General features: G+C 70.2%; 28 protein-coding genes. 1 reads left to right on the forward strand and 27 read right to left on the reverse strand.

The window, feature by feature from the left end:
- Positions 1-22: 22 nt before the first annotated feature.
- The 6 genes from FGD68_RS00180 to FGD68_RS00205 all read right to left on the reverse strand — a co-directional run bounded on the left by FGD68_RS00180 (position 23) and on the right by FGD68_RS00205 (position 5785).
- Positions 23-1192, reverse strand: coding sequence for a mannitol-1-phosphate 5-dehydrogenase (locus FGD68_RS00180; protein ID WP_119373009.1), 1170 nt, complete (start codon positions 1190-1192; stop codon positions 23-25).
- Positions 1189-1626: a PTS sugar transporter subunit IIA gene (locus FGD68_RS00185; protein WP_012039279.1), complete on the reverse strand. Its 438-nt coding sequence runs from the start codon at positions 1624-1626 to the stop codon at positions 1189-1191. The genes FGD68_RS00180 and FGD68_RS00185 overlap by 4 nt, the downstream gene beginning before the upstream one ends.
- A 115-nt stretch (positions 1627-1741) precedes the next feature.
- Positions 1742-3265 (reverse strand): PTS mannitol transporter subunit IICB, encoded by a 1524-nt coding sequence (locus FGD68_RS00190; protein ID WP_104235982.1) that lies wholly within the window; start codon positions 3263-3265, stop codon positions 1742-1744.
- A gap of 112 nt (positions 3266-3377) precedes the next feature.
- Positions 3378-5048 (reverse strand): phosphoenolpyruvate--protein phosphotransferase, encoded by a 1671-nt coding sequence (ptsP, locus tag FGD68_RS00195; protein WP_237609635.1) that lies wholly within the window; start codon positions 5046-5048, stop codon positions 3378-3380.
- Positions 5045-5311 (reverse strand): HPr family phosphocarrier protein, encoded by a 267-nt coding sequence (locus tag FGD68_RS00200; RefSeq protein ID WP_012039282.1) that lies wholly within the window; start codon positions 5309-5311, stop codon positions 5045-5047. Before FGD68_RS00200 ends, ptsP begins: the two co-directional genes overlap by 4 nt.
- A gap of 93 nt (positions 5312-5404) precedes the next feature.
- Complete coding sequence (locus FGD68_RS00205; protein WP_237609636.1) at positions 5405-5785, reverse strand: PTS sugar transporter subunit IIB; 381 nt, start codon at positions 5783-5785, stop codon at positions 5405-5407.
- A gap of 211 nt (positions 5786-5996) precedes the next feature.
- Between FGD68_RS00205 and FGD68_RS00210 the strand changes: the two genes are divergently transcribed.
- Positions 5997-7985 (forward strand): BglG family transcription antiterminator, encoded by a 1989-nt coding sequence (locus FGD68_RS00210; RefSeq protein WP_237609637.1) that lies wholly within the window; start codon positions 5997-5999, stop codon positions 7983-7985.
- A gap of 44 nt (positions 7986-8029) precedes the next feature.
- Here FGD68_RS00210 and map read toward each other — a convergent pair whose 3' ends face one another.
- From map to rplD, 21 genes are all read right to left on the reverse strand, one after another.
- Positions 8030-8866, reverse strand: coding sequence for a type I methionyl aminopeptidase (gene map / locus FGD68_RS00215; protein ID WP_043584311.1), 837 nt, complete (start codon positions 8864-8866; stop codon positions 8030-8032).
- Positions 8867-8870: 4 nt separating this feature from the next.
- Positions 8871-9473 carry an adenylate kinase gene (locus tag FGD68_RS00220; RefSeq protein ID WP_104235978.1) on the reverse strand — a complete coding sequence of 201 codons (603 nt, stop codon included), beginning with the start codon at positions 9471-9473 and terminating at the stop codon, positions 8871-8873.
- Positions 9470-10792: a preprotein translocase subunit SecY gene (gene secY, locus FGD68_RS00225; protein WP_119372180.1), complete on the reverse strand. Its 1323-nt coding sequence runs from the start codon at positions 10790-10792 to the stop codon at positions 9470-9472. The genes FGD68_RS00220 and secY overlap by 4 nt, the downstream gene beginning before the upstream one ends.
- A gap of 125 nt (positions 10793-10917) precedes the next feature.
- Positions 10918-11496, reverse strand: coding sequence for a 50S ribosomal protein L15 (gene rplO, locus FGD68_RS00230; protein WP_104235976.1), 579 nt, complete (start codon positions 11494-11496; stop codon positions 10918-10920).
- Positions 11496-11678, reverse strand: coding sequence for a 50S ribosomal protein L30 (rpmD, locus tag FGD68_RS00235; protein WP_012039289.1), 183 nt, complete (start codon positions 11676-11678; stop codon positions 11496-11498). Before rpmD ends, rplO begins: the two co-directional genes overlap by 1 nt.
- Entirely contained in the window at positions 11678-12343 is a 666-nt protein-coding gene (gene rpsE / locus FGD68_RS00240; protein WP_012039290.1) for a 30S ribosomal protein S5, read from the reverse strand. The genes rpmD and rpsE overlap by 1 nt, the downstream gene beginning before the upstream one ends.
- Positions 12344-12378: 35 nt before the next feature.
- Positions 12379-12750 carry a 50S ribosomal protein L18 gene (rplR, locus tag FGD68_RS00245; protein WP_012039291.1) on the reverse strand — a complete coding sequence of 124 codons (372 nt, stop codon included), beginning with the start codon at positions 12748-12750 and terminating at the stop codon, positions 12379-12381.
- A gap of 2 nt (positions 12751-12752) precedes the next feature.
- Positions 12753-13289, reverse strand: coding sequence for a 50S ribosomal protein L6 (gene rplF, locus FGD68_RS00250; RefSeq protein WP_043584315.1), 537 nt, complete (start codon positions 13287-13289; stop codon positions 12753-12755).
- A gap of 4 nt (positions 13290-13293) precedes the next feature.
- Positions 13294-13692 (reverse strand): 30S ribosomal protein S8, encoded by a 399-nt coding sequence (gene rpsH / locus FGD68_RS00255; RefSeq protein ID WP_012039293.1) that lies wholly within the window; start codon positions 13690-13692, stop codon positions 13294-13296.
- Positions 13693-13830: 138 nt separating this feature from the next.
- Positions 13831-14427: a 50S ribosomal protein L5 gene (rplE, locus tag FGD68_RS00260; protein ID WP_012039294.1), complete on the reverse strand. Its 597-nt coding sequence runs from the start codon at positions 14425-14427 to the stop codon at positions 13831-13833.
- A gap of 2 nt (positions 14428-14429) precedes the next feature.
- On the reverse strand, positions 14430-14789 hold the full coding sequence (gene rplX / locus FGD68_RS00265; RefSeq protein ID WP_015491186.1) for a 50S ribosomal protein L24: 360 nt from the start codon (positions 14787-14789) through the stop codon (positions 14430-14432).
- Between the two features lie 2 nt (positions 14790-14791).
- Positions 14792-15160 carry a 50S ribosomal protein L14 gene (rplN, locus tag FGD68_RS00270; protein ID WP_012039296.1) on the reverse strand — a complete coding sequence of 123 codons (369 nt, stop codon included), beginning with the start codon at positions 15158-15160 and terminating at the stop codon, positions 14792-14794.
- Between the two features lie 27 nt (positions 15161-15187).
- A complete protein-coding gene (gene rpsQ / locus FGD68_RS00275) occupies positions 15188-15484 on the reverse strand; it encodes a 30S ribosomal protein S17 (protein ID WP_012039297.1) in 297 nt (98 codons plus the stop codon).
- Between the two features lie 2 nt (positions 15485-15486).
- Positions 15487-15813 carry a 50S ribosomal protein L29 gene (gene rpmC, locus FGD68_RS00280; RefSeq protein ID WP_012039298.1) on the reverse strand — a complete coding sequence of 109 codons (327 nt, stop codon included), beginning with the start codon at positions 15811-15813 and terminating at the stop codon, positions 15487-15489.
- Positions 15813-16232, reverse strand: coding sequence for a 50S ribosomal protein L16 (gene rplP / locus FGD68_RS00285; protein ID WP_043584321.1), 420 nt, complete (start codon positions 16230-16232; stop codon positions 15813-15815). The genes rpmC and rplP overlap by 1 nt, the downstream gene beginning before the upstream one ends.
- Positions 16233-16234: 2 nt before the next feature.
- Positions 16235-17032 carry a 30S ribosomal protein S3 gene (gene rpsC, locus FGD68_RS00290; RefSeq protein WP_012039300.1) on the reverse strand — a complete coding sequence of 266 codons (798 nt, stop codon included), beginning with the start codon at positions 17030-17032 and terminating at the stop codon, positions 16235-16237.
- Complete coding sequence (gene rplV, locus FGD68_RS00295) at positions 17032-17424, reverse strand: 50S ribosomal protein L22 (protein WP_012039301.1); 393 nt, start codon at positions 17422-17424, stop codon at positions 17032-17034. The genes rpsC and rplV overlap by 1 nt, the downstream gene beginning before the upstream one ends.
- A 25-nt stretch (positions 17425-17449) precedes the next feature.
- Positions 17450-17731 carry a 30S ribosomal protein S19 gene (rpsS, locus tag FGD68_RS00300; RefSeq protein WP_012039302.1) on the reverse strand — a complete coding sequence of 94 codons (282 nt, stop codon included), beginning with the start codon at positions 17729-17731 and terminating at the stop codon, positions 17450-17452.
- Positions 17732-17743: 12 nt separating this feature from the next.
- Complete coding sequence (gene rplB, locus FGD68_RS00305; protein ID WP_053775257.1) at positions 17744-18583, reverse strand: 50S ribosomal protein L2; 840 nt, start codon at positions 18581-18583, stop codon at positions 17744-17746.
- 22 nt (positions 18584-18605) lie between these two features.
- A complete protein-coding gene (gene rplW, locus FGD68_RS00310) occupies positions 18606-18905 on the reverse strand; it encodes a 50S ribosomal protein L23 (RefSeq protein ID WP_012039304.1) in 300 nt (99 codons plus the stop codon).
- Complete coding sequence (gene rplD, locus FGD68_RS00315; protein ID WP_119372179.1) at positions 18902-19558, reverse strand: 50S ribosomal protein L4; 657 nt, start codon at positions 19556-19558, stop codon at positions 18902-18904. The genes rplW and rplD overlap by 4 nt, the downstream gene beginning before the upstream one ends.
- Positions 19559-19560: the final 2 nt, after the last annotated feature.

Here is a 19560-nt window from a genome sequence, read left to right on the forward strand (position 1 = left end):
CGTGCTGCTGGCGCCGTGCCCGCTACGCGCGGTGGCGCGGGGCGCTGCGGCGGTCGGCCTGCGCGGCGTCGACGACGGCGACGAGGTCGGGCGTCAGCGGGTGCTGGTCCTCGAGGCCCGTCACGCGGCGCACGAGGTCGGCGGGCGTGTCGGTCGCGAGCAGCCCCTGCAGCTCGAGCGCCTGCGGGTCGCCCGCGGGATCGAAGCGGAGCGCCTGCCCCATCGCGCGCACGAGGGCGTCATGCGGGAGCCCGCGCTCGGCGAGCTGCGACGCGGGACCCACGAAGCGCTCCTCGCGGGAGAGCTTGCGCAGCGGCTGGCGGCCGACGCGCTCGACGGTGTCCGCGAGGGCCGCGTTGGCGAAGCGCGCGAGGTTCTTCGCGCGGTACGCCGCCTGCTCCCCCTCGTCGAGCCCGTGCTTCGCGACGAGCAGCGCGCTCGTCTCCTCGAGCACCTGGCGCACCTCGTCGGCGACCTCGGGGATCGCCATCGCGTCCGACTGGCTCACGGCGCCGCGCGCGTAGCCGTGGTACGCGACGGTGGCGTGACCGGTGTTCACCGTGAAGAGCTTCCGCTCGATGTAGGGCGCGAGGTCGTCGACGAACGTGGCGCCCGCGATCTCGGGCACGGCATCGCCGAACGGCGTGCGCTCCACGACCCACTCGGAGAAGTCCTCGACGGTGACGTCGAGGCCCGCGGCCGGATCCTGGTTCGGCACGATGCGGTCGACGGCCGTGTTCGCGAAGACCGCGCGTCCGAGGGCGTCGGTCTCGTCGCCGAGCGCCTTCGCGATCTCGTCGCGGAGGGTGTCCGTCGCGTTGATCGCGTTCTCGCACGCCATGACGGCGACGGGGCCGAGTTCGGCCGAGCGCGCGCGGAGGCCTGCGGCGATCGCGGGGGCGACGAAGCGGAGGATGTTGGGGCCCACGGCCGTCGTCACGACGTCGGCCGTCGCGATCTCGGCGATGAGCGCCTCGCCGTCAGCCGCGCTGTCGATCGCCCGGAACCCGGTGACCGTCCAGTCGCGCGCGTGCGGGCCGACCTCGGTGACGCGGTAGGAGTCGGCGGACGCGAGGTGCCCGATGAGCTCGGCGTTGACGTCGGCGAAGACGACCTCGTATCCGGCCTCGTGCAGGATCAGCCCGACGAAGCCGCGCCCGATGTTGCCGGCGCCGAAGTGGACGGCCTTCACGCCTCGTTCACCTCGGCCAGGAGGGCGTAGAGCGCCTCGGCGTCGGGGGCGTCGACGAGCTTCTGCACCTCGTCGTCGTCGCTGAAGATGATCGCGATCTTGCTGAGGATGTCGAGGTGGCCGTTGTCCTTGCCGGCGATCCCGACGACGAAGCGCACCTCGTTGCCCGCCCAGTCGATGGGGGCGTCGTAGCGCACGAAGGACAGCGCGGAGTCGAGGATCGTGTCCTTGCCCTCGTTGGTGCCGTGCGGGATCGCGAGCAGGTTGCCCATGTAGGTCGAGACGCTCTTCTCGCGCTCGAGCATGAACCCCTGGTACTCGGGGGTGACGGCGCCCGCGGCGACGAGGATGCCCGCCGCCTCGGCGATGGCCTCCTCCACGCTCGACGCGGTGCCGCCGACGCGGATCTGGGCGGGTTCGAGGACGTTCGACATGGTGCTCCTGACGTGAGTGCGTGGTGCGGGGGCCGGGGGCCGGGTGCCTTCCAGCATGGCCCGGCCCCCGCGGTGCGGTGGTGCGGGGTCCGCCGCGAGGGCGGACCCCGGGTGATCAGCTGTCCGAGCGCTGCTTCTGGACCAGCTCCACGATCTCGTCGTAGCGCGGCGAGTTCATGAAGTTGTCGACGGAGACGTGCTCGGAGGACGGGCTCTTCTCGCGGGCCCGGTCGGTGAGCTCGCGCTGCGTGATCACGAGGTCGGCCGTGCCGTCGAGTGCCGCGATCGCCTTGTTGACGACCGTGACGTCGGTGACGCCGGCCTTCTTCATCTTGTTGCGGAGCACCGAGGCGCCCATGGCGGACGAGCCCATGCCGGCGTCGCAGGCGAACACGATGTCGGTGATGCGCGTCGTCGTGGCGGTGCCGGTGCCGGTCGCGCTCGCGCCGTCGGCGAGGCCGCCGACCGTGCCCGCGGTGCCGGTCTCGGCGCCGAGGCCGGAGAGGATCGAGGACTCCTTGCCCTTGTTGGCCTGCGTCGCCTGGACCGCGGCGCCGAAGTCGCCGTCGGTCTTCTTGCCGGTGCGGAGGATGACCGCCGCGATGACGAAGGTGACGGCCGCGGAGATGATGACCGAGAGGATCACGCCGGGGAAGCTGTTGCGCTCGGTCTGGCCGAGCACCGCGATGATGCTGCCGGGCGATGCCGGGCCGCGGAGGCCGGAGCCGAACGCGACGTTGGTCGCGACGCCCGAGGCGCCACCCGCGATGACCGCGAGGAACAGGAGCGGCTTGGACAGCACGTACGGGAAGTAGATCTCGTGGATGCCGCCGACGAACTGGATGAGGATCGCACCGGGGGCCGTGCTGCGGGCCACGCCCGCGCCGAAGATCGTGAACGCGAGGAGCACGCCGAGGCCGGGGCCGGGGTTCGCCTCGAGCAGGAACAGGATGCTCTTGCCCGTGCGGGTCGCCTCCTCGGTCCCGAGCGGCGTGAGGATGCCCTGGTTGATGGCGTTGTTGAGGAACAGCACCTTCGCGGGCTCGATCACGATGCTCGTCAGGGGCAGCAGGCCGTTGTCGACGAGGAAGCCGACGCCGCCGCCGAGGACCGACGTGATGCCGCGGATCACCGGGGTGAGGCCGAAGAAGGCGCCGATCGCGAAGATCGCGCCGAGGATTCCGGCGGAGAAGTTGTTGACCAGCATCTCGAAGCCGGGGCGGATCCGGTCGATCCAGAGCCGCTCGATGACCTTGAGCAGGTAGGCCGCGAGCGGGCCCGTGATCATGGCGCCGAGGAACATCGGGCTGCCGCCCTCGAAGTAGGGCTCGCCGATGGTGCCGACGATGACGCCCATGGTGGCGATGCTCGCGACGACGCCGCCGCGCGCGTCGTAGACCATGCGGCCTCCGGTGTTCGCGATCAGCAGCGGGAGGAGGAAGTACAGCACGGGCGCGACGAGGCCGGCGAGCTGCTCGTTGGGCAGGTAGCCGTCCGGGATGAAGAGGGCCGTGAGCAGGCCCCAGGCGATGAACGCCGCGATGTTCGGCATGATCATGCCGCTGAGGAACGTGCCGAACTTCTGCACGCCGAGCCGCACGGACTGTCCCGTGCTGCGGGTGGGTGACGTCGTCGTCATGGGGGTGGTGCTCCTGTCGTGGTGGTGGCGGGCCTGCTGCGGCCCGCCGTGCTGCGGGTGAGGGATGTGCGATGCGGTGGAGAGGGCCGTGCGGGTGGGTCGGTGGTGCGGGTCAGACGGTGGCGGGCGCCGATGCCGCGGTGACCGCGGCGCGCGCCTCGACGGCGCTGTCGGCGGCGAGGGCGACGGCGGCCAGGGCCTCCGCCTCCTCGCGCGTGTGGAGGGCGAGCTCGGCGCGCACGTCGGCGAGGGCCGCGGGCGACATCGAGAGGCTGGTGGCGCCGAGGCCGACGAGCACGACGGCGAGCAGCGGGTCCGCCGCGGCCTCGCCGCAGATGCCCACGGGCTTGCCGAGCGCGCGGCCCGCGGTGCCGACCTCCTGCACGAGGCGGAGGACGGCGGGGTGCCACGGGTCCTGGAACGCGGCCACGGATCCCAGCAGCCGGTCGGCCGCGAGCGTGTACTGCGTCAGGTCGTTGGTGCCGATGCTCGCGAAGTCGGCGTTGGCGAGGATCCGGTCGGCCAGCAGCGCCGAGGACGGCACCTCCACCATCACGCCGACCGTCTTCAGGCCGAGCTCGCGGCCGAGCGCCGTGAAGTAGCGCGCCTCCTCGACGGTCGAGACCATGGGCGCCATGACCCACAGGTCGGCCTCGGTGGCGGCGTCGGCCTGCGCCAGCGCGGTGAGCTGGTCGCGGAGGATCTGCTCGTTGGCCCGCAGCGCGCGGAGGCCGCGCAGCCCGAGGGCCGGGTTCTCCTCGTCGGCGTCGTTGAGGAAGCTCAGCGGCTTGTCGGCGCCGGCGTCGAGCGCGCGGACGACGACCTTCTGCCCCGGGAACGCCTCGAGCAGGCGCGTGTAGTGCGCGCGCTGCTCGTCGACGGTCGGCGCGCTCGTGGCGTCGAGGAAGAGGAACTCGGTGCGGAAGAGGCCGACGCCCTCTGCGCCCTTCTCGACCGCGTCGGCCGCGCCGTCGGCCGAGCCGAGGTTGGCGAGCAGCGGGATCGCGGTGCCGTCGGAGAGCGCGCCGGGGCCTGTGGGCACGTCGACCCGCGCCTTCCGTGCGGCGATGGCGTCGCGCGCGGCGGCCTCCTCCTCCGGCGTCGGGGCGACCGTGACGGCGCCCGTGAGCGCGTCGACCACGACGGTCTCGCCGTCGGCGAGGTCGTTCGCGGCCGCGACGCCGACGACCGCGACGATCGCCTTCTCGCGGGCGAGGATCGCGGTGTGCGAGGTCGGGCCGCCGTCGGTCGTGATGAGGGCGAGGACCTTGTCGAGGTCGAGGAGCGCGGTGTCGGCCGGCGCGAGGTCGCGGGCGACGAGCACGAAGGCGTGGTCGGGATCCGGCACGCCGGGGGCGGCCACTCCCTGCAGGTGCGCGACGACGCGCTGCGAGACGTCGTCGAGGTCGGTGGCGCGCTCGCCCATGTAGCCGCCCATGCTGAGCAGCAGGTCGCGGAACCCGGCGAAGGCCTCGTGCACGGCGCGCTCGGCGGTGCGCCCCGTGGCGAGGCGCGCGGTGATGTCGTCGACGAGCGTGGGGTCCTCGGCCATGAATGCCTGCGCCTCGAGCACGTCCTTGGCGGCGCCGCCGGCCTTCTCCCCGCGGATGCGGATGTCGGCGGCCGTCGCGGCGAGCGACGCGCTCACGCGGATCCGCTCCTCGTCGGCGGTCAGGGTGCTCGCGGTGTCGGCGGGCTCGGGCAGCGGGTCGGGCATGCGGATGACGGGCCCGACGGCGGATCCCCGGCCGATGCCGATGCCGTTCAGGATGCGGGAGCTCATGCGGCGTCCAGGTCGGACTCGAGGAGCGTCGCGAGGTCGGTGACGACCTGCTCGGCGTTCTCGCCCTCTGCGGAGACGACGACCTCGTCGCCCGTGTCGACGCCCAGCGAGATCACGCCGAGGATGCTGGCGGCGTTGACGCTGCGGTCGCCCTTGGCGAGCTGCACGGGGATGCCGGCCTTCGCGGCGGCCTGCGTGAACAGCGAGGCGGGGCGGGCGTGCAGCCCGTGCGACGAGGCGATGGTGACGGTGCGTTCTGCCATGGTGGCTCCTTCGGTCGGCCCCGGCGGTGGGGCCCTGGTGGGCGGGCGTCGTGCGGTGCTGCGGGTCGTGCGGTGTCGGCGCGGGGCCGGTGGTCAGGCGACGGGCGGGGATCCCCCGACGGGGCGGCCGTGCAGCCCCGGGGCGAGGCGGAGAGAGCGGGCGCCCTGGCGCATGGCCGCGAGCGCTCGGTCGAGCGCGGCGCGCGCGCCCTCGGGACGCGCGGCGTCGGCGTCGAGGAGGACGGCGGTCGCGCCCTCGTCGGCGGCGGCCGCGCGCACGGCGTCGAGGCGGTCGGCGAGATGGGCGCCGAGGAGGACGACGTCCATGCCGGCGGCGTCGAGGCGCACCTGGGCGATGGATCCGGCGACGGCCTCGATCTCGAGCCCGTCGGCCTCGGCGAGGGCCCGGAGGCGCTGGGCGAGGAAGGTGCTGGATGCGCCGGAGCTGCAGACGACGAGGATCCTCCCGGTCATGCTGTGCCTCCTCGCGTCGTCGCTGGTCGTCCCATCGTGCTCCCGGGACGCGCCGCGTGCCAGCAGATCCGCTTCCGCGGGGTAGGAAGACGAGGCCGGCGGAAGCTCCGGCGGGCATCCCGGGCAGGAGCGGATGGTTGACTCGTCTCCGAGAGCGGCGCTCTCCGTCCGCCGCCCGAGGGGACGCGAGCCGCCGCGCAGGGAGACGGACATGCTGAGCGAGAACCACGAGAGGCTGCTGGACTACCTGTCCACCGCCGACCGGTGGGTCGAGGCCGGCGAGCTCGCGGACCGCCTCGGGGTCACCACGCGGAGCGTCCGCACCTACGTCCAGGCGGTGCGCGAGCGCTCTGGCGTCTCGATCGCCTCCTCCCCCGACGGCTACCGGATCGACGCCGGCAGCTACGCCCGCCACCTCGGCACCCGCACGGGCGGCGACCCGCAGGGCACGCCCCGCGACCGCCTGCACGCGCTCGTCCGCCGCCTCGGCGACGCGCCCGACGGCCTCGACGCATTCGCGCTCGCAGGCGAGCTGCACGTGAGCGAGTCCACCGTCGAGGCGGACCTCCGCAAGGTGCGCGCGCTCGTCGAGGACGCCGGTCTCGCCCTCCGCCGCACCGGTTCCACCGTCGTGCTCGAGGGCTCCGAGCGCGACTTCCGCCGGCTGCTGTCGCGCATGTTCCGCGACGAGAGCGCGCAGGGCTTCCTGCCGCTCGAGACGGTGCAGCGGGAGTTCGCGTCCGACTCGCTGCGCGCGTTCAAGACGGATCTCGTCCGCGAGCTCACGGAGGGCGGCTTCTTCGTGAACGAGTACGGCGTCGACAACGTGCTGCTGCACGTGGCGATCGCCGTCGACCGGCTGGCCCGGTCGCCGCGGCGGACGGGCTCGGGCGCGGACACGGATCCCGCCGACGACGGCACGCCGGGCGCCGGGCACCCGACGGCCGACGACGCGTCGACGGCGGCCCCCTCCGCCGACCCCACCGCCCTCGCGATCCGCGCCGTGCTCGCCCGCCTGCTCGCCGCCCACTTCGACGTGCCGGTGCCGGCCGGCGACGTCGCCTACCTCGCGCTCCTCGTGCGCACCCGCGTCGTCACCCCCGGCAACGAGCAGTCGCTCGCCACCGTGATGCGCGAGCACGTCGTCGAGAGCGACCTCGACGTGGTGCGCGCGATCGTCCGCCGCGTGAAGCAGGAGTACCTGGTGGACCTCGAGGACGAGGACTTCACGGTCCGCTTCTCGCTGCACCTCGGCAACCTCGTCGCCCGCGCGGCCGACCGCTCCTTCTCCCGCAACCCGCTCGCCCGGTCCATCAAGACCTCGTACCCGATGACCTACGAGATCGCCGTGTTCATCGCGAGCGAGGTGCAGCGACGGCGCGGGATCGCGATCAACGACGACGAGATCGCGTACATCGCGCTGCACGTGGGGTCGCACCGGGAGCGCGTGGCCCGCCGCGACGACCGGGTCGCGTGCGCGCTCGTCTGCCCGAACTACTACGACCTGCACCAGATCATGCGGCAGCGCATCGAGCAGACGCTCGGCGCCGACATCAGCGTGGACGCCGTCGTGACGCGAACCGACGTCGACGCGGATGCCCTCGGGGTGCAGCTCGTGATCGACGCGACCGGATCCCGTCCGCCCGCGGACAACGTCGTGGTGGTCCAGCCGCTGCCGACGCCCGACGACATCGAGTCGATCCGCCGGGCCGTCGCGCGCGTCCGTCGGCACGCGCGCCGCAGCTCCATGAAGCACGACCTCCTGCGCTTCCTCGACGAGTCGCTGTTCTTCCGCGACCTGCACGCGCCCGACGAGGAGGCGATGATCCGCCTGCTCGGTCAGCGGATGGTGGAGCAGGGCATCATCGAGCCCGAGTACATCGACGGCGCCATCGAACGCGAGCGCCTGTCGTCGACGGCGTTCACCGACACCCTCGCGGTGCCCCACTCGCTCGCGATGACGGCGCACCGCACGGCCATCGCCATCGTGGTCAACGACGAGGCGATGCAGTGGGGCGGCAACCGCGTGCACGTGGTCGCGCTCGTGGCCTTCAGCGCGAGCGGCCGCACGAGCTTCCAGCACGTGTTCGACCAGTTCGTCGAGGTCTTCTCCGACCACCGCGACGTGCAGTCGATCATGCGGGCGTCGGGATCCCACGGCTCCTTCATCGAGGAGCTCGTGCACGTCATGGACACCTGACCGGCCGACCCCCAGCCGCCCCGCGTGTCAGGCGGCCGCGAGGATCAGGGCGCGACGGGCGTGACGCCGAGCGGCACGAGGCGCGACGCCCCGCCGTCGGCGAGCGTGAGCACCCAGATGCCGCGCGCGTGCACCGCGACGGAGTGCTCCCAGTGCGAGGCCATGCTGCCGTCGACCGTGGCGACGGTCCAGTCGTCGTCGAGGACGCGCGTCTCCGCCTCGCCGTCGGTGATCATGGGCTCGATCGCGACGACGAGCCCGGGCTTCACCGCGGGACCCCTGCCGCGCACGCGGTAGTTGAACACCGGCGGATCCTCGTGCATGCTCCGGCCGATCCCGTGGCCCGTGTAGTCCATGACGATGCCGAAGGCGCCTGCCGCCTCGACGCTCTCCTCGACGGCCTCGCCCACCTCGTTGAGGTGCGACGCGGTCGCGAGCCGGGCGATGCCGGCCCAGAGCGAGTCCTCGGTGACGCGGGACAGCCGCTCGCGGGCCTCGACGACGTCGGGGCGCGCGGGATCCGGCACCACGACGGTCATGGCCGAGTCGCCGTTCCAGCCGTCGATCTCCGCGCCGCTGTCCACCGAGACGATGTCGCCCGGCTGCAGCACGCGGTCGCCCGGGATGCCGTGGACGACCTCGTCGTTGACGGAGACGCACACCGTGTGGCGGTACCCCGGCACGAGCTGGAAGTTGGAGTGGCCGCCGAGCGCGCGGATGGCGGCGTCCGCGGCGGCGTCGAGCTCGCCCGTCGTGACGCCCGGGGCGATGAGCCCGCGGACGGCGTCGAGCGACGCGGCGGTCGCGAGGCCGGGCGCGACCATGCGGCGGATCTCGTCCGGGGTCTTGTAGATCCCCGGAGTGCGGCGGAGCGCGCCCACGCCGCTACGCGCGGCCGGCGTCGGAGGAGGGGCGCACGCCGCGACCGGCGAGGGCCGCGCGGATGCGCTCGGCGACCTCGTCGACCTCGCCCAGCCCATCGACCTCGAGGAGCAGGCCGCGCTCGCGGTAGACGTCGATGAGGGGGCTCGTCTCGCGGACGTAGACCTCCTGGCGGTGGCGGATCTCCTCCTCGCCGTCGTCGGCGCGACCCTGCTCGGCCGCGCGGCGGGTCAGCCGGGCCACGACCTCGTCCTGGTCGGCGACGAGCTGGATCACGGCGTCGAGCTCCTGGCCCCACCCCTGCAGCAGCTCCTCCAGGTACGCGACCTGGGCGAGCGTGCGCGGGTAGCCGTCGAGCAGGAAGCCCGCCTGCGCGTCCTCCTCCTGGAGGCGCGCGGTGACGAGCCGGTTGGTGAGCTCGTCGGGGACGTAGTTGCCCGCGTCGACGAGCGCCTGCACCTGCTGGCCGAGCTCCGTGCGGTCCTTGATGTTCTGGCGGAAGATGTCGCCGGTGGACACGTCCGGGATGCCGAACTCGTCCGAGATGCGCGTCGCCTGCGTGCCCTTGCCCGCGCCGGGAGGGCCGACGATCAGGAGCCGGGTCACTTGAGCAGCCCCTCGTAGTGCCGCTGCTGCAGCTGCGAGTCGATCTGCTTCACCGTCTCGAGGCCGACGCCGACGACGATCAGGATGCTCGCGCCGCCGAACGGGAAGTTCTGGTTGGCGCCGACGAGCGACAGGGCGATGAGCGGCAGGAGCGCGATGAGCCCGAGGTACAGCGAGCCCGGCAGCGTGATGCGCGTGAGCACGTAGTCGAGGTACTCGGCCGTCGGGCGGCCCGCGCGGATGCCGGGGATGAAGCCGCCGTACTTCTTCATGTTGTCGGCGACCTCCTCCGGGTTGAAGGTGATGGCGACGTAGAAGTACGTGAAACCGACGATGAGCAGGAAGTACATCGCCATGTAGAGCGGGTGGTCGCCCGTGGTGAGGTTGTCGGTGATCCACTGCACCCACGCCGCCGGCGCCTGGCCGACGGCGGGCTGGTTGAACTGCGCGACGAGCGCGGGCAGGTACAGCAGCGACGACGCGAAGATGACGGGCACGACGCCGGCCATGTTCACCTTGATCGGGATGTAGGTGTTGTTGCCGCCGTAGGTGCGGCGGCCGACCATGCGCTTGGCGTACTGCACCGGGATCCGGCGCTGCGACTGCTCGACGTAGACGACGGCGGCGACGACGAGGAGCCCGACCAGGATGACGAGGGCGAAGACCTCCCAGCCGCGGCTCTGCTGGATGGCGATGAGCGACGTCGGGAACGCCGCGGCGACCGACGTGAAGATGAGGAGCGACATGCCGTTGCCGATGCCGCGCTCGGTGATGAGCTCGCCCATCCACATGATGAGGCCGGTGCCGGCGGTCATCGTGATGACCATGAGCATGATCGCGTACCAGGCGTCGTTCGTGACGAGCTGCGTGCAGGCGCTGACGTTGGTCTGGCCGAACAGCGCACCGCTGCGCGCGACCGTGATGAGGGTCGTGGACTGGAGGACCGCGAGGGCGATCGTGAGGTAGCGCGTGTACTGCGTGAGCTTGGCCTGGCCGGACTGGCCCTCCTTGTAGAGGGTGTCGAAGTGCGGGATGACCACGCGGAGCAGCTGGACGATGATCGACGCCGTGATGTACGGCATGATGCCCAGCGCGAAGATGGAGAGCTTCAGCAGCGCCCCGCCGCTGAAGAGGTTGACGAGCTCGTAGAGGCCCGAGGTGCCCTGGTTGGCCGCGAGGCACGACTGCACGTTGGCGAAGTCGACGAACGGCGCCGGGATGAAGGATCCGAGGCGGAAGAGGGCGATGATGCCCAGCGTGAACCCGATCTTGCGACGTAGATCGGGGGTGCGGAAGATCCTGACGACGGCGCTCAACACGGAGGGTGTCCTGCTTTCTGTGGGAGGTCCGCCGGGAGGCGGGGGTCGGGCCGACCCGATGCGGCCCCAGGTGCCGGTAGGGGCGGTCGGTTGCCCGACCGCCCCTTCCGTTGCGTCCTGTGGTGCTACTTGACGGAGCCGCCTGCTGCGACGATCTTCTCCGCTGCGGAGCCGGAGACCTTGTCGACCGCAACGGTCAGCTTAACCGAGATGTCGCCGTCACCGAGGACCTTGACCTTCTCGTTCTTGCGCACGGCACCCTTGGCGACCAGGTCGCTCGTGGTGACGTCGCCGCCGTCGGGGTAGAGCACGGCGAGCTTCTCCAGGTTCACGACCTGGTACTCGACGCGGAACGGGTTCTTGAACCCGCGGAGCTTCGGGGTGCGCATGTGCAGCGGCATCTGCCCACCCTCGAAGCCGACGCGGACCGTGTAGCGGGCCTTCGTGCCCTTGGTGCCACGACCCGCGGTCTTGCCCTTCGAGCCCTCACCGCGGCCGACACGCTGGCGTGCCTTCTTGGCCCCGGCGGCGGGACGGAGGTGGTGGACCTTGAGGACCTGCTCGCGCTTGACCGTCTCCGTCGAGCCGACCGTGGTCGTCTCGGCCGAAGCAGCCGCAGCGGCGGCGGGCGCCTTCGCGGTCTTCTTGGGTGCGGCCTTGGTCGCCTTCACGGGCGCCTCGGCCGACTCGTTCTTCTCAGCCATCAGTCGATCTCCTCCACCTTCACCAGGTGCGCCACGGTGTTCACGTACCCGCGGTTCTGGGCGTTGTCCTCACGGACCACCACGGCACCGATGCGACGGAGCCCGAGGCTCCGCAGGGTGTCGCGCTGGTTCTGCTTCTCGCTGATCTTGGACTTGATCTGCGTCACTCGGAGCTGAGCCATCAGACACCTGCCTTCGCGTCGGCCTCGGCACGCTGGGCGCGGAGGATGCGGGCCGGGACGACCTGCTCCAGCTCGAGCCCACGACGGGCTGCGACGGCGCGCGGCTCCTCGAGCTGCTTGAGCGCCTCGACCGTGGCGTGCACGATGTTGATCGTGTTCGACGATCCGAGCGACTTGCTCAGCACGTCGTGGATGCCGGCGCACTCGAGCACCGCGCGGACGGGGCCACCGGCGATGACGCCGGTACCCGCGGACGCGGGGCGCAGGAGGACGACTCCCGCGGATGCCTCACCCTGCACGGCGTGCGGGATGGTCAGGCCGATGCGGGGGACGCGGAAGAAGTTCTTCTTCGCCTCCTCGACGCCCTTGGAGATGGCGGTCGGGACCTCGCGGGCCTTGCCGTAGCCGACGCCGACCAGTCCGTTGCCGTCTCCGACGATCACGAGCGCGGTGAAGCTGAAGCGACGACCGCCCTTGACGACCTTGGACACGCGGTTGATGGTGACGACGCGCTCCAGGAACTGGCTCTTGTCGGCATCACGGCCACCGCGGCTGTCGCGGCCGCCCTGGTTGCGATCGCGTCCGCCACGACGGCCCTCACGGCCCTCGTTCTGCGCGGGTGCGGTGGACGCCGCGGTCTCGACGGGCGTCTCCGCCACTGCCACGACCTCGGGCTCCTTGTTGTTGTTCTCGGCTGCGCTCACAGGCTCAGACCACCCTCTCGAGCTCCTTCGGCGATGGCCGCGACGCGTCCTGCGTAGCGGTTGCCACCACGATCGAATACGACGCTCTCCACGCCGGCCGCCTTGGCGCGCTCGGCGACGAGCTCGCCGACCTTGCGCGACTTGGCGGTCTTGTCGCCGTCGAACGTGCGCATGTCGGCCTCGAGGGTCGACGCGGACGCGACGGTGTGACCACGGCTGTCATCGACGACCTGCACGAAGACGTGACGGGCCGAACGGGTGACGACCAGGCGCGGACGCAGCTCGGTGCCCTCGACCTTCTTGCGCAGGCGTGCGTGCCTGCGGCCGCGGGCGGCGGACTTGCTTTTTCCTCTAACTCCGAGAGCCATGATCACTTACCACTCTTTCCGGCCTTGCGGCGAACGTTCTCGCCGGCGTAGCGGACGCCCTTGCCCTTGTAGGGCTCGGGCTTGCGAATCTTGCGGATGTTGGCGGCCGTCTCGCCGACGAGCTGCTTGTCGATGCCGACGACGGTCATCTTGTTGACGCCCTCGACGGTGAAGCTGATGCCCGCGGGCGCCTCGACGTACACGGGGTGGGAGAAGCCGAGCGCGAACTCGACGCCCTTGTCCTTGAGCGCGACGCGGTAACCCGTGCCGACGATCTCGAGGCCCTTGGTGTAGCCGGTGGTGACGCCGACGATGTTGTTCGCGATGAGGCTGCGCGTGAGGCCGTGGAGCGAACGCGACTCGCGCTCGTCGTCGGGACGGGTGACGAGCACCTGTCCGTCCTGGACCTCGGCGCGGATGGGCTGCGCGATGGTGAGGCTCAGCTCGCCCTTCGGGCCCTTGACCGTGACGTGCTGGCCGTCCACGGCGACGTCGACCCCTGCGGGGACGTCGATGGGGAGTCTTCCGATGCGTGACATGGCGTTACCACACGTAGGCGAGGACTTCCCCACCCACGCCCTTCTTCGCAGCCTGGCGGTCCGTGAGGAGCCCCGAGGAGGTGGACAGGATGGCGACCCCGAGGCCGCCGAGGACCTGGGGGATCTCCGCGGACTTCGCGTACACGCGCAGTCCGGGCTTCGACACGCGCTTGATGCCCCGGATGGAGCGCTCGCGGTCGGGTCCGAACTTGAGGCTGAGCGTCAGCGTCTGTCCGACGCGGGCGTCCGCGACGTCCCAGCCGGCGATGAAGCCCTCGGACTTGAGGATGTCGGCGATGTGCGACTTGAGCTTGGAGTGCGGCATGGAGACCGTGTCGTGGTGCGCGGAGTTCGCGTTCCGGAGTCGGGTCAGCATGTCAGCGACCGGGTCGGTCATTGTCATATCTGGTGGTGCCTCTCTCGCCTGGTTTCGTTCATCCGGACACGGATGACGACCTGTGGTGGTGGCGGCGCCGGGCGGAGGTGCCCGGCGCCGATCGTGCGGTCGTGCTGGTCGTGCTGGTCGTGCGGGTGGAGCGTGTTACGGCGTGTTCTCGGGCGTCTGGAACGGGAAGCCGAGCGCCTTGAGCAGCGCGCGTCCCTCGTCGTCCGTCCGAGCGGTCGTGACGACCGTGATGTCCATGCCGCGGACCCGGTCGATGCGGTCCTGGTCGATCTCGTGGAACATGGACTGCTCGTTGAGACCGAACGTGTAGTTGCCGTTGCCGTCGAACTGCTTCGGGCTCAGCCCGCGGAAGTCGCGGATGCGGGGCAGGGCGAGGGACAGCAGGCGGTCGAGGAACTCCCACATGCGGTCGCCGCGCAGCGTCACGTGGGTGCCGATGGCCTGGCCCTCACGCAGCTTGAACTGGGCGATCGACTTGCGGGCCTTCGTGACCTGCGGCTTCTGGCCCGTGATCTTGGTGAGGTCGGCGACCGCGCCGTCGATGATCTTGCCGTCACGAGCGGCGTCGCCGACGCCCATGTTCACGACGATCTTCGTGAGCCCGGGCACCTGGTGCACGTTCGTGAAGCCGAGATCAGCGGTCAGCTGGCTGACGATCTCGGTGCGGTACTTCTGCTTCAGGCGCGGGAGCGTGGTGCCCTCGGCCGTGCCAGCGGTTGCGGTGTCGGTCATTGCTAGAGGTCCTTACCTGACTTCTTGGCGTAGCGGACGCGGACGGTCTTGGAGACCCCGTCCTTCTCGACCTGCTCGGTCCGGAAGCCGACTCGCGTGGGCTTCTTGGACTCGGGGTCGACGAGCGCGACGTTGGAGATGTGGATGGGCGCCTCGACGGTCTCGATGCCGCCGGTCTTGGAGCCGCGCTGCGTCTGGCCGACGCGGACGTGCTTCGTGACGAAGTTCACGCCCTCGACGACGACGCGGTTGCGCTCGACCAGGACGGACAGGACGCGGCCCTGCTTGCCCCGGTCGCCGCCCTTGGCCTGCGTGCGACCCGTGATGACCTGCACGAGGTCACCCTTCTTGATGTTCGCCATGACTAAATGACCTCCGGTGCCAGCGAGATGATCTTCATGAACTTCTTGTCCCGGAGCTCGCGGCCCACCGGTCCGAAGATGCGGGTGCCGCGGGGCTCCCCGTTGCTGTTCAGGATGACGGCGGCGTTCTCGTCGAACTTGATGTACGAGCCGTCGGGACGGCGCGTCTCCTTCTTGGTCCGGACGATGACGGCCTTGACGACCTCGCCCTTCTTGACGTTTCCGCCGGGGATCGCGTCCTTGACGGTCGCGACGATGACGTCACCGAGACCGGCGTAGCGGCGACCCGAGCCACCGAGCACGCGGATGGTCAAGATCTCCTTGGCACCCGTGTTGTCCGCGATCTTGAGGCGGGATTCCTGCTGAATCACTGTTGCTCCTTATCCAAGCAGCCGGGGCTACTTGGCCTTCTCGAGGATCTCGACCAGGCGCCAGCGCTTGGAGGCGCTGAGGGGACGGGTCTCGTTGATCAGGACCAGGTCGCCGATGCCGGCGGTGTTCGCCTCGTCGTGCGCCTTGACCTTGGAGGTGCGGCGGATGACCTTGCCGTACAGCGGGTGCTTCACGCGGTCCTCGACCTCGACGACGATGGTCTTGTCCATCTTGTCGCTGGTGACGTAGCCACGGCGGGACTTGCGGTAGCCGCGGTCGGCCGTCGCGGTGTCAGCCGTGTTCTTCTCTTCGGCGTTCGCCATGATCAAGCCTCCTCAGCCTTCTCGGTGACGGCGGCGTCGTCGGCCTTCGCGGCCTTCTTCGTCGCCTTCTTCTTCTCGGGCTTCTCGGGGACCTCGACGGGGGCGGGCGTGGCACGGATGCCCAGCTCGCGCTCGCGGATGACCGTGTAGATCCGAGCGATGTCGCGCTTGACCGCGCGGAGGCGGCCGTGGCTGTCGAGCTGACCGGTGGCCGACTGGAAGCGCAGGTTGAACAGCTCCTCCTTGGCCTTCTTCAGCTCTTCGACGAGTCGCTCGTCCTCGAAAGTGTCCAGCTCGACGGGGGCGAGCTCCTTGGAACCGATCGCCATTATGCGTCGCCTTCCTCGCGCTTGATGATGCGTGCCTTGAGGGGCAGCTTGTGGATGGCCCGGGTGAGCGCCGCACGCGCGGTCTCCTCGTCGACGCCGGAGAGCTCGAAGAGCACACGACCCGGCTTGACGTTCGCGACCCACCACTCGACCGAGCCCTTGCCGGAACCCATGCGGGTCTCGGCGGGCTTCTTGGTGAGCGGACGGTCCGGGAAGATGTTGATGTAGACGTTGCCGCCGCGCTTGACGTATCGCGTCATGGCGATTCGAGCGGACTCGATCTGGCGGTTCGTCACATAGGCGGGCGTGAGGGCCTGGATGCCGTACTCGCCGAACGAGACGACGGTGCCGCCGGTCGCGTGGCCGGTACGACCCGGGTGGTGCTGCTTGCGGTGCTTGACCTTGCGGGGGATCAACATGGTTACGCCTCAACTCCTGCTGCGGCGACCGGCGCTGCCTCGGCGGCCGGCGCGGTGCGCGGCGCGTTGGTGCGGCGATCTCCGGTTCGACCGTCGGAACGGTCGTTACGACGCTCCGGGCGCGACGACTTCTGGTTCGCCTGCTCCCGAGCGAGATCCTTGTTGGTGATGTCGCCCTTGTAGACCCAGACCTTCACGCCGATGCGGCCGAAGGACGTGCGGGCCTCGTAGAAGCCGTAGTCGATGTTCGCGCGGAGGGTGTGCAGGGGCACGCGGCCCTCGCGGTAGAACTCCGAGCGGCTCATCTCGGCGCCGCCGAGGCGGCCCGACACCTGGATGCGGACGCCCTTGGCGCCGGCGCGCTGCGCGCCCTGCAGGCCCTTGCGCATCGCGCGGCGGAACGCCACACGACCCGCGAGCTGCTCGGCGATGCCCTGGGCGACCAGCTGGGCCTCGGCCTCGGGGTTCTTCACCTCGAGGATGTTCAGCTGGATCTGCTTGCCCGTGAGCTTCTCGAGGTCGGCGCGGATGCGCTCGGCCTCGACGCCGCGGCGGCCGATGACGATGCCGGGACGCGCCGTGTAGATGTCCACGCGGACACGGTCACGGGTGCGCTCGATCTCGATGCGCGCCACACCGGCGCGGTCGAGGCTCGTCTTGAGCATGGTGCGGATGCGCACGTCCTCGGCGACGTAGTCGCTGTAACGCTGCCCCTTCTTCGTGCTGTCCGAGAACCAACGCGACACGTGGTCGGTCGTGATCCCGAGACGGAACCCGTACGGGTTGACCTTCTGTCCCATTACTTGCTCGCCTTCTTCGTGGTCGTCGCCACGTCCGCCTCATCCGGCGTCGCGAGGACGACCGTGATGTGGCTGGTGCGCTTGTTGATACGGAATGCGCGACCCTGTGCGCGCGGCTGGAACCGCTTGAGGGTGGTGCCCTCGTCCACGAACGCCTTGGCGATGTAGAGGTCCTGCTCCGCGAGGAAGCTGTTGGACGCGTCGGCCTTGACCCGCGCGTTCGCCATGGCCGAGGCCACCAGCTTGTAGATCGGCTCGCTCGCGCCCTGCGGCGCGAACTTCAGGATGGCCAGGGCCTCCTCGGCCTGCTTGCCACGGATCATGTCCACGACGCGACGGGCCTTCTGGGGGGTGACGCGGATGTGACGCACGCGTGCGATCGACTCCACCATTTCTCTCCTCCTTCTCGTCGCCGCGTTAGCGGCGACGACCCTTCTTGTCGTCCTTCACGTGGCCGCGGAAGGTGCGCGTGAGCGCGAACTCGCCGAGCTTGTGTCCGACCATGGACTCCGTGACGAACACGGGGACGTGCTTGCGACCGTCGTGCACCGCGATGGTGTGACCCAGCATCGCCGGGATGATCATCGAGCGGCGCGACCAGGTCTTGATCACGTTCTTGCTGCTGGCCTCGTTCGCCGAGATCACCTTGCGGAGCAGGTGGTCGTCGACGAAGGGGCCCTTCTTCAGACTGCGTGGCATCTTCTACAACTCCTACTTGCGCTTCTTGCCGGCGTTGCGGCGGCGAACGATGAGCTTGTCGCTGGGCTTGTTGATGTGGCGCGTGCGGCCTTCCTTCTGGCCCCACGGGCTGACCGGGTGGCGACCACCGGAGGTCTTGCCCTCACCACCACCGTGCGGGTGGTCGACCGGGTTCATGGCGACACCACGGACGGTCGGGCGGACGCCCTTCCAGCGCATGCGGCCGGCCTTGCCCCAGTTGATGTTCGACTGCTCGGCGTTGCCGACCTCGCCGATGGTCGCGCGGCAGCGCGCATCGACGTTGCGGATCTCGCCGGAGGGCAGGCGCAGCTGTGCGTAGGGGCCGTCCTTCGCCACCAGGCGCACGGAGGCGCCGGCGGAGCGGGCCATCTTCGCGCCGCCGCCGGGTCGGAGCTCGATGGCGTGGATGACGGTACCCGTCGGGATGTTGCGCAGCGGCAGGTTGTTGCCGGGCTTGATGTCGGCCTGGGCGCCCGACTCGATCTTGTCGCCCTGCTTCAGCTTGTTCGGCGCGAGGATGTAGCGCTTCGTGCCGTCGATGAAGTGCAGGAGCGCGATGCGCGCCGTGCGGTTGGGGTCGTACTCGATGTGGGCGACGGTCGCGATGACGCCGTCCTTGTCGTTGCGCTTGAAGTCGATCACGCGGTACTGGCGCTTGTGGCCACCACCGATGTGACGGGTCGTGATCCGACCCTGGTTGTTGCGGCCACCGGTCTTGGAGAGCGGGCGGAGCAGCGACTTCTCGGGCGTCGAGCGCGTGATCTCCACGAAGTCGGCGACGGACGAACCGCGACGACCCGGGGTCGTGGGCTTGTACTTGCGAATAGCCATTGGTGTTTTCCTAGTCCCGGTCTCAGCCGACAGTCGTGAAGATGTCGATGGAGCCCGACTTGAGGGAGACGATGGCGCGCTTGGTGTCCTTGCGCTTGCCCATCCCGAACTTGGTCCGGCGGGTCTTGCCCTGCTTGTTGAGCGTGTTGACCGACGCGACCTGCACGCCGAAGATCTTCTCGATCGCGAGCTTGATCTCGGTCTTGTTCGAACGGGGGTCCACGATGAACGTGTACTTGCCCTGGTCGATCAGGCCGTAGCTCTTCTCGGAGACGACCGGCGCGATGATGATGTCGCGGGGATCCTTCTGGGTGGCGCTCATGCGGCAACCTCTTCCTTGGCCGTCTTCGACTCGACGAACGCGTCGAACGCGCCCTTCGTGAAGACGATGTCGTCGCTCACGAGCACGTCGTACGCGTTGAGCTGGTCGTAGGACAGCACGTGGACCGTCGGGATGTTGCGCACGCTGCGGAGGCTGACCTCGTCGGTGCGCTCCAGGACGATGAGGACGTGCTTGCTCGTGGCGATGCCCTCGAGCAACGCGACCACGGTCTTCGTCGAGGGGACGTCTCCGGCGGAGAGGCTCTCGATGACGTGGAGGCGGGCGCCGCGCGCGCGGTCGGAGAGGGCGCCGAGCAGAGCCGCGGCGATCATCTTCTTGGGGGTGCGCTGCGAGTAGCTGCGGGGCGTGGGCCCGTGGACGATGCCACCGCCGGTCATCTGGGGGGCGCGGATCGAGCCCTGACGAGCGCGACCGGTTCCCTTCTGCTTGAACGGCTTGCGGCCGGCGCCGGAGACCTCGCCGCGACCCTTGGTCTTGTGCGTCCCCTGGCGCGCCGCGGCGAGCTGGGCGACGACGACCTGGTGGATGAGCGGGACGTTGGTCTGCACGTCGAACAGCGACGCGGGCAGGTCGACGGAGCCGGTGACTGCACCGGTCGCGTCGAGGACGTCGAGCTGGGTGTCGGTAGCCATGA

It is taken from the genome of Clavibacter californiensis, assembly GCF_021952865.1.
In the GTDB taxonomy this organism is placed as follows: Bacteria; Actinomycetota; Actinomycetes; order Actinomycetales; family Microbacteriaceae; genus Clavibacter; species Clavibacter californiensis.

Bases quoted from the DNA above. Each gene is read 5' to 3' on its own strand.
- rplB (WP_053775257.1), bottom strand. From the start codon at position 18,583: ATGGCTATTCGCAAGTACAAGCCCACGACCCCGGGTCGTCGCGGTTCG.
- ptsP (WP_237609635.1), bottom strand. From the start codon at position 5,048: ATGAGCTCCCGCATCCTGAACGGCATCGGCATCGGCCGGGGATCCGCC.
- FGD68_RS00200 (WP_012039282.1), bottom strand. From the start codon at position 5,311: ATGGCAGAACGCACCGTCACCATCGCCTCGTCGCACGGGCTGCACGCC.
- rpsS (WP_012039302.1), bottom strand. From the start codon at position 17,731: ATGCCACGCAGTCTGAAGAAGGGCCCCTTCGTCGACGACCACCTGCTC.
- rplW (WP_012039304.1), bottom strand. From the start codon at position 18,905: ATGAGCGCCACCCAGAAGGATCCCCGCGACATCATCATCGCGCCGGTC.
- FGD68_RS00205 (WP_237609636.1), bottom strand. From the start codon at position 5,785: ATGACCGGGAGGATCCTCGTCGTCTGCAGCTCCGGCGCATCCAGCACC.
- rpmC (WP_012039298.1), bottom strand. From the start codon at position 15,813: ATGGCGATCGGTTCCAAGGAGCTCGCCCCCGTCGAGCTGGACACTTTC.
- rpsQ (WP_012039297.1), bottom strand. From the start codon at position 15,484: ATGGCGAACGCCGAAGAGAAGAACACGGCTGACACCGCGACGGCCGAC.
- FGD68_RS00185 (WP_012039279.1), bottom strand. From the start codon at position 1,626: ATGTCGAACGTCCTCGAACCCGCCCAGATCCGCGTCGGCGGCACCGCG.
- rpmD (WP_012039289.1), bottom strand. From the start codon at position 11,678: ATGGCTCAGCTCCGAGTGACGCAGATCAAGTCCAAGATCAGCGAGAAG.
- rplD (WP_119372179.1), bottom strand. From the start codon at position 19,558: ATGGCTACCGACACCCAGCTCGACGTCCTCGACGCGACCGGTGCAGTC.
- rplE (WP_012039294.1), bottom strand. From the start codon at position 14,427: ATGACCGACACCGCAACCGCTGGCACGGCCGAGGGCACCACGCTCCCG.
- rplF (WP_043584315.1), bottom strand. From the start codon at position 13,289: ATGTCACGCATCGGAAGACTCCCCATCGACGTCCCCGCAGGGGTCGAC.
- rplV (WP_012039301.1), bottom strand. From the start codon at position 17,424: ATGGTGGAGTCGATCGCACGCGTGCGTCACATCCGCGTCACCCCCCAG.
- rplR (WP_012039291.1), bottom strand. From the start codon at position 12,750: ATGGCTCTCGGAGTTAGAGGAAAAAGCAAGTCCGCCGCCCGCGGCCGC.
- FGD68_RS00190 (WP_104235982.1), bottom strand. From the start codon at position 3,265: ATGACGACGACGTCACCCACCCGCAGCACGGGACAGTCCGTGCGGCTC.
- rpsH (WP_012039293.1), bottom strand. From the start codon at position 13,692: ATGACAATGACCGACCCGGTCGCTGACATGCTGACCCGACTCCGGAAC.
- rplP (WP_043584321.1), bottom strand. From the start codon at position 16,232: ATGTTGATCCCCCGCAAGGTCAAGCACCGCAAGCAGCACCACCCGGGT.
- rplO (WP_104235976.1), bottom strand. From the start codon at position 11,496: ATGGCTGAGAAGAACGAGTCGGCCGAGGCGCCCGTGAAGGCGACCAAG.
- FGD68_RS00210 (WP_237609637.1), top strand. From the start codon at position 5,997: ATGCTGAGCGAGAACCACGAGAGGCTGCTGGACTACCTGTCCACCGCC.
- rplX (WP_015491186.1), bottom strand. From the start codon at position 14,789: ATGGCGAACATCAAGAAGGGTGACCTCGTGCAGGTCATCACGGGTCGC.
- rpsC (WP_012039300.1), bottom strand. From the start codon at position 17,032: ATGGGACAGAAGGTCAACCCGTACGGGTTCCGTCTCGGGATCACGACC.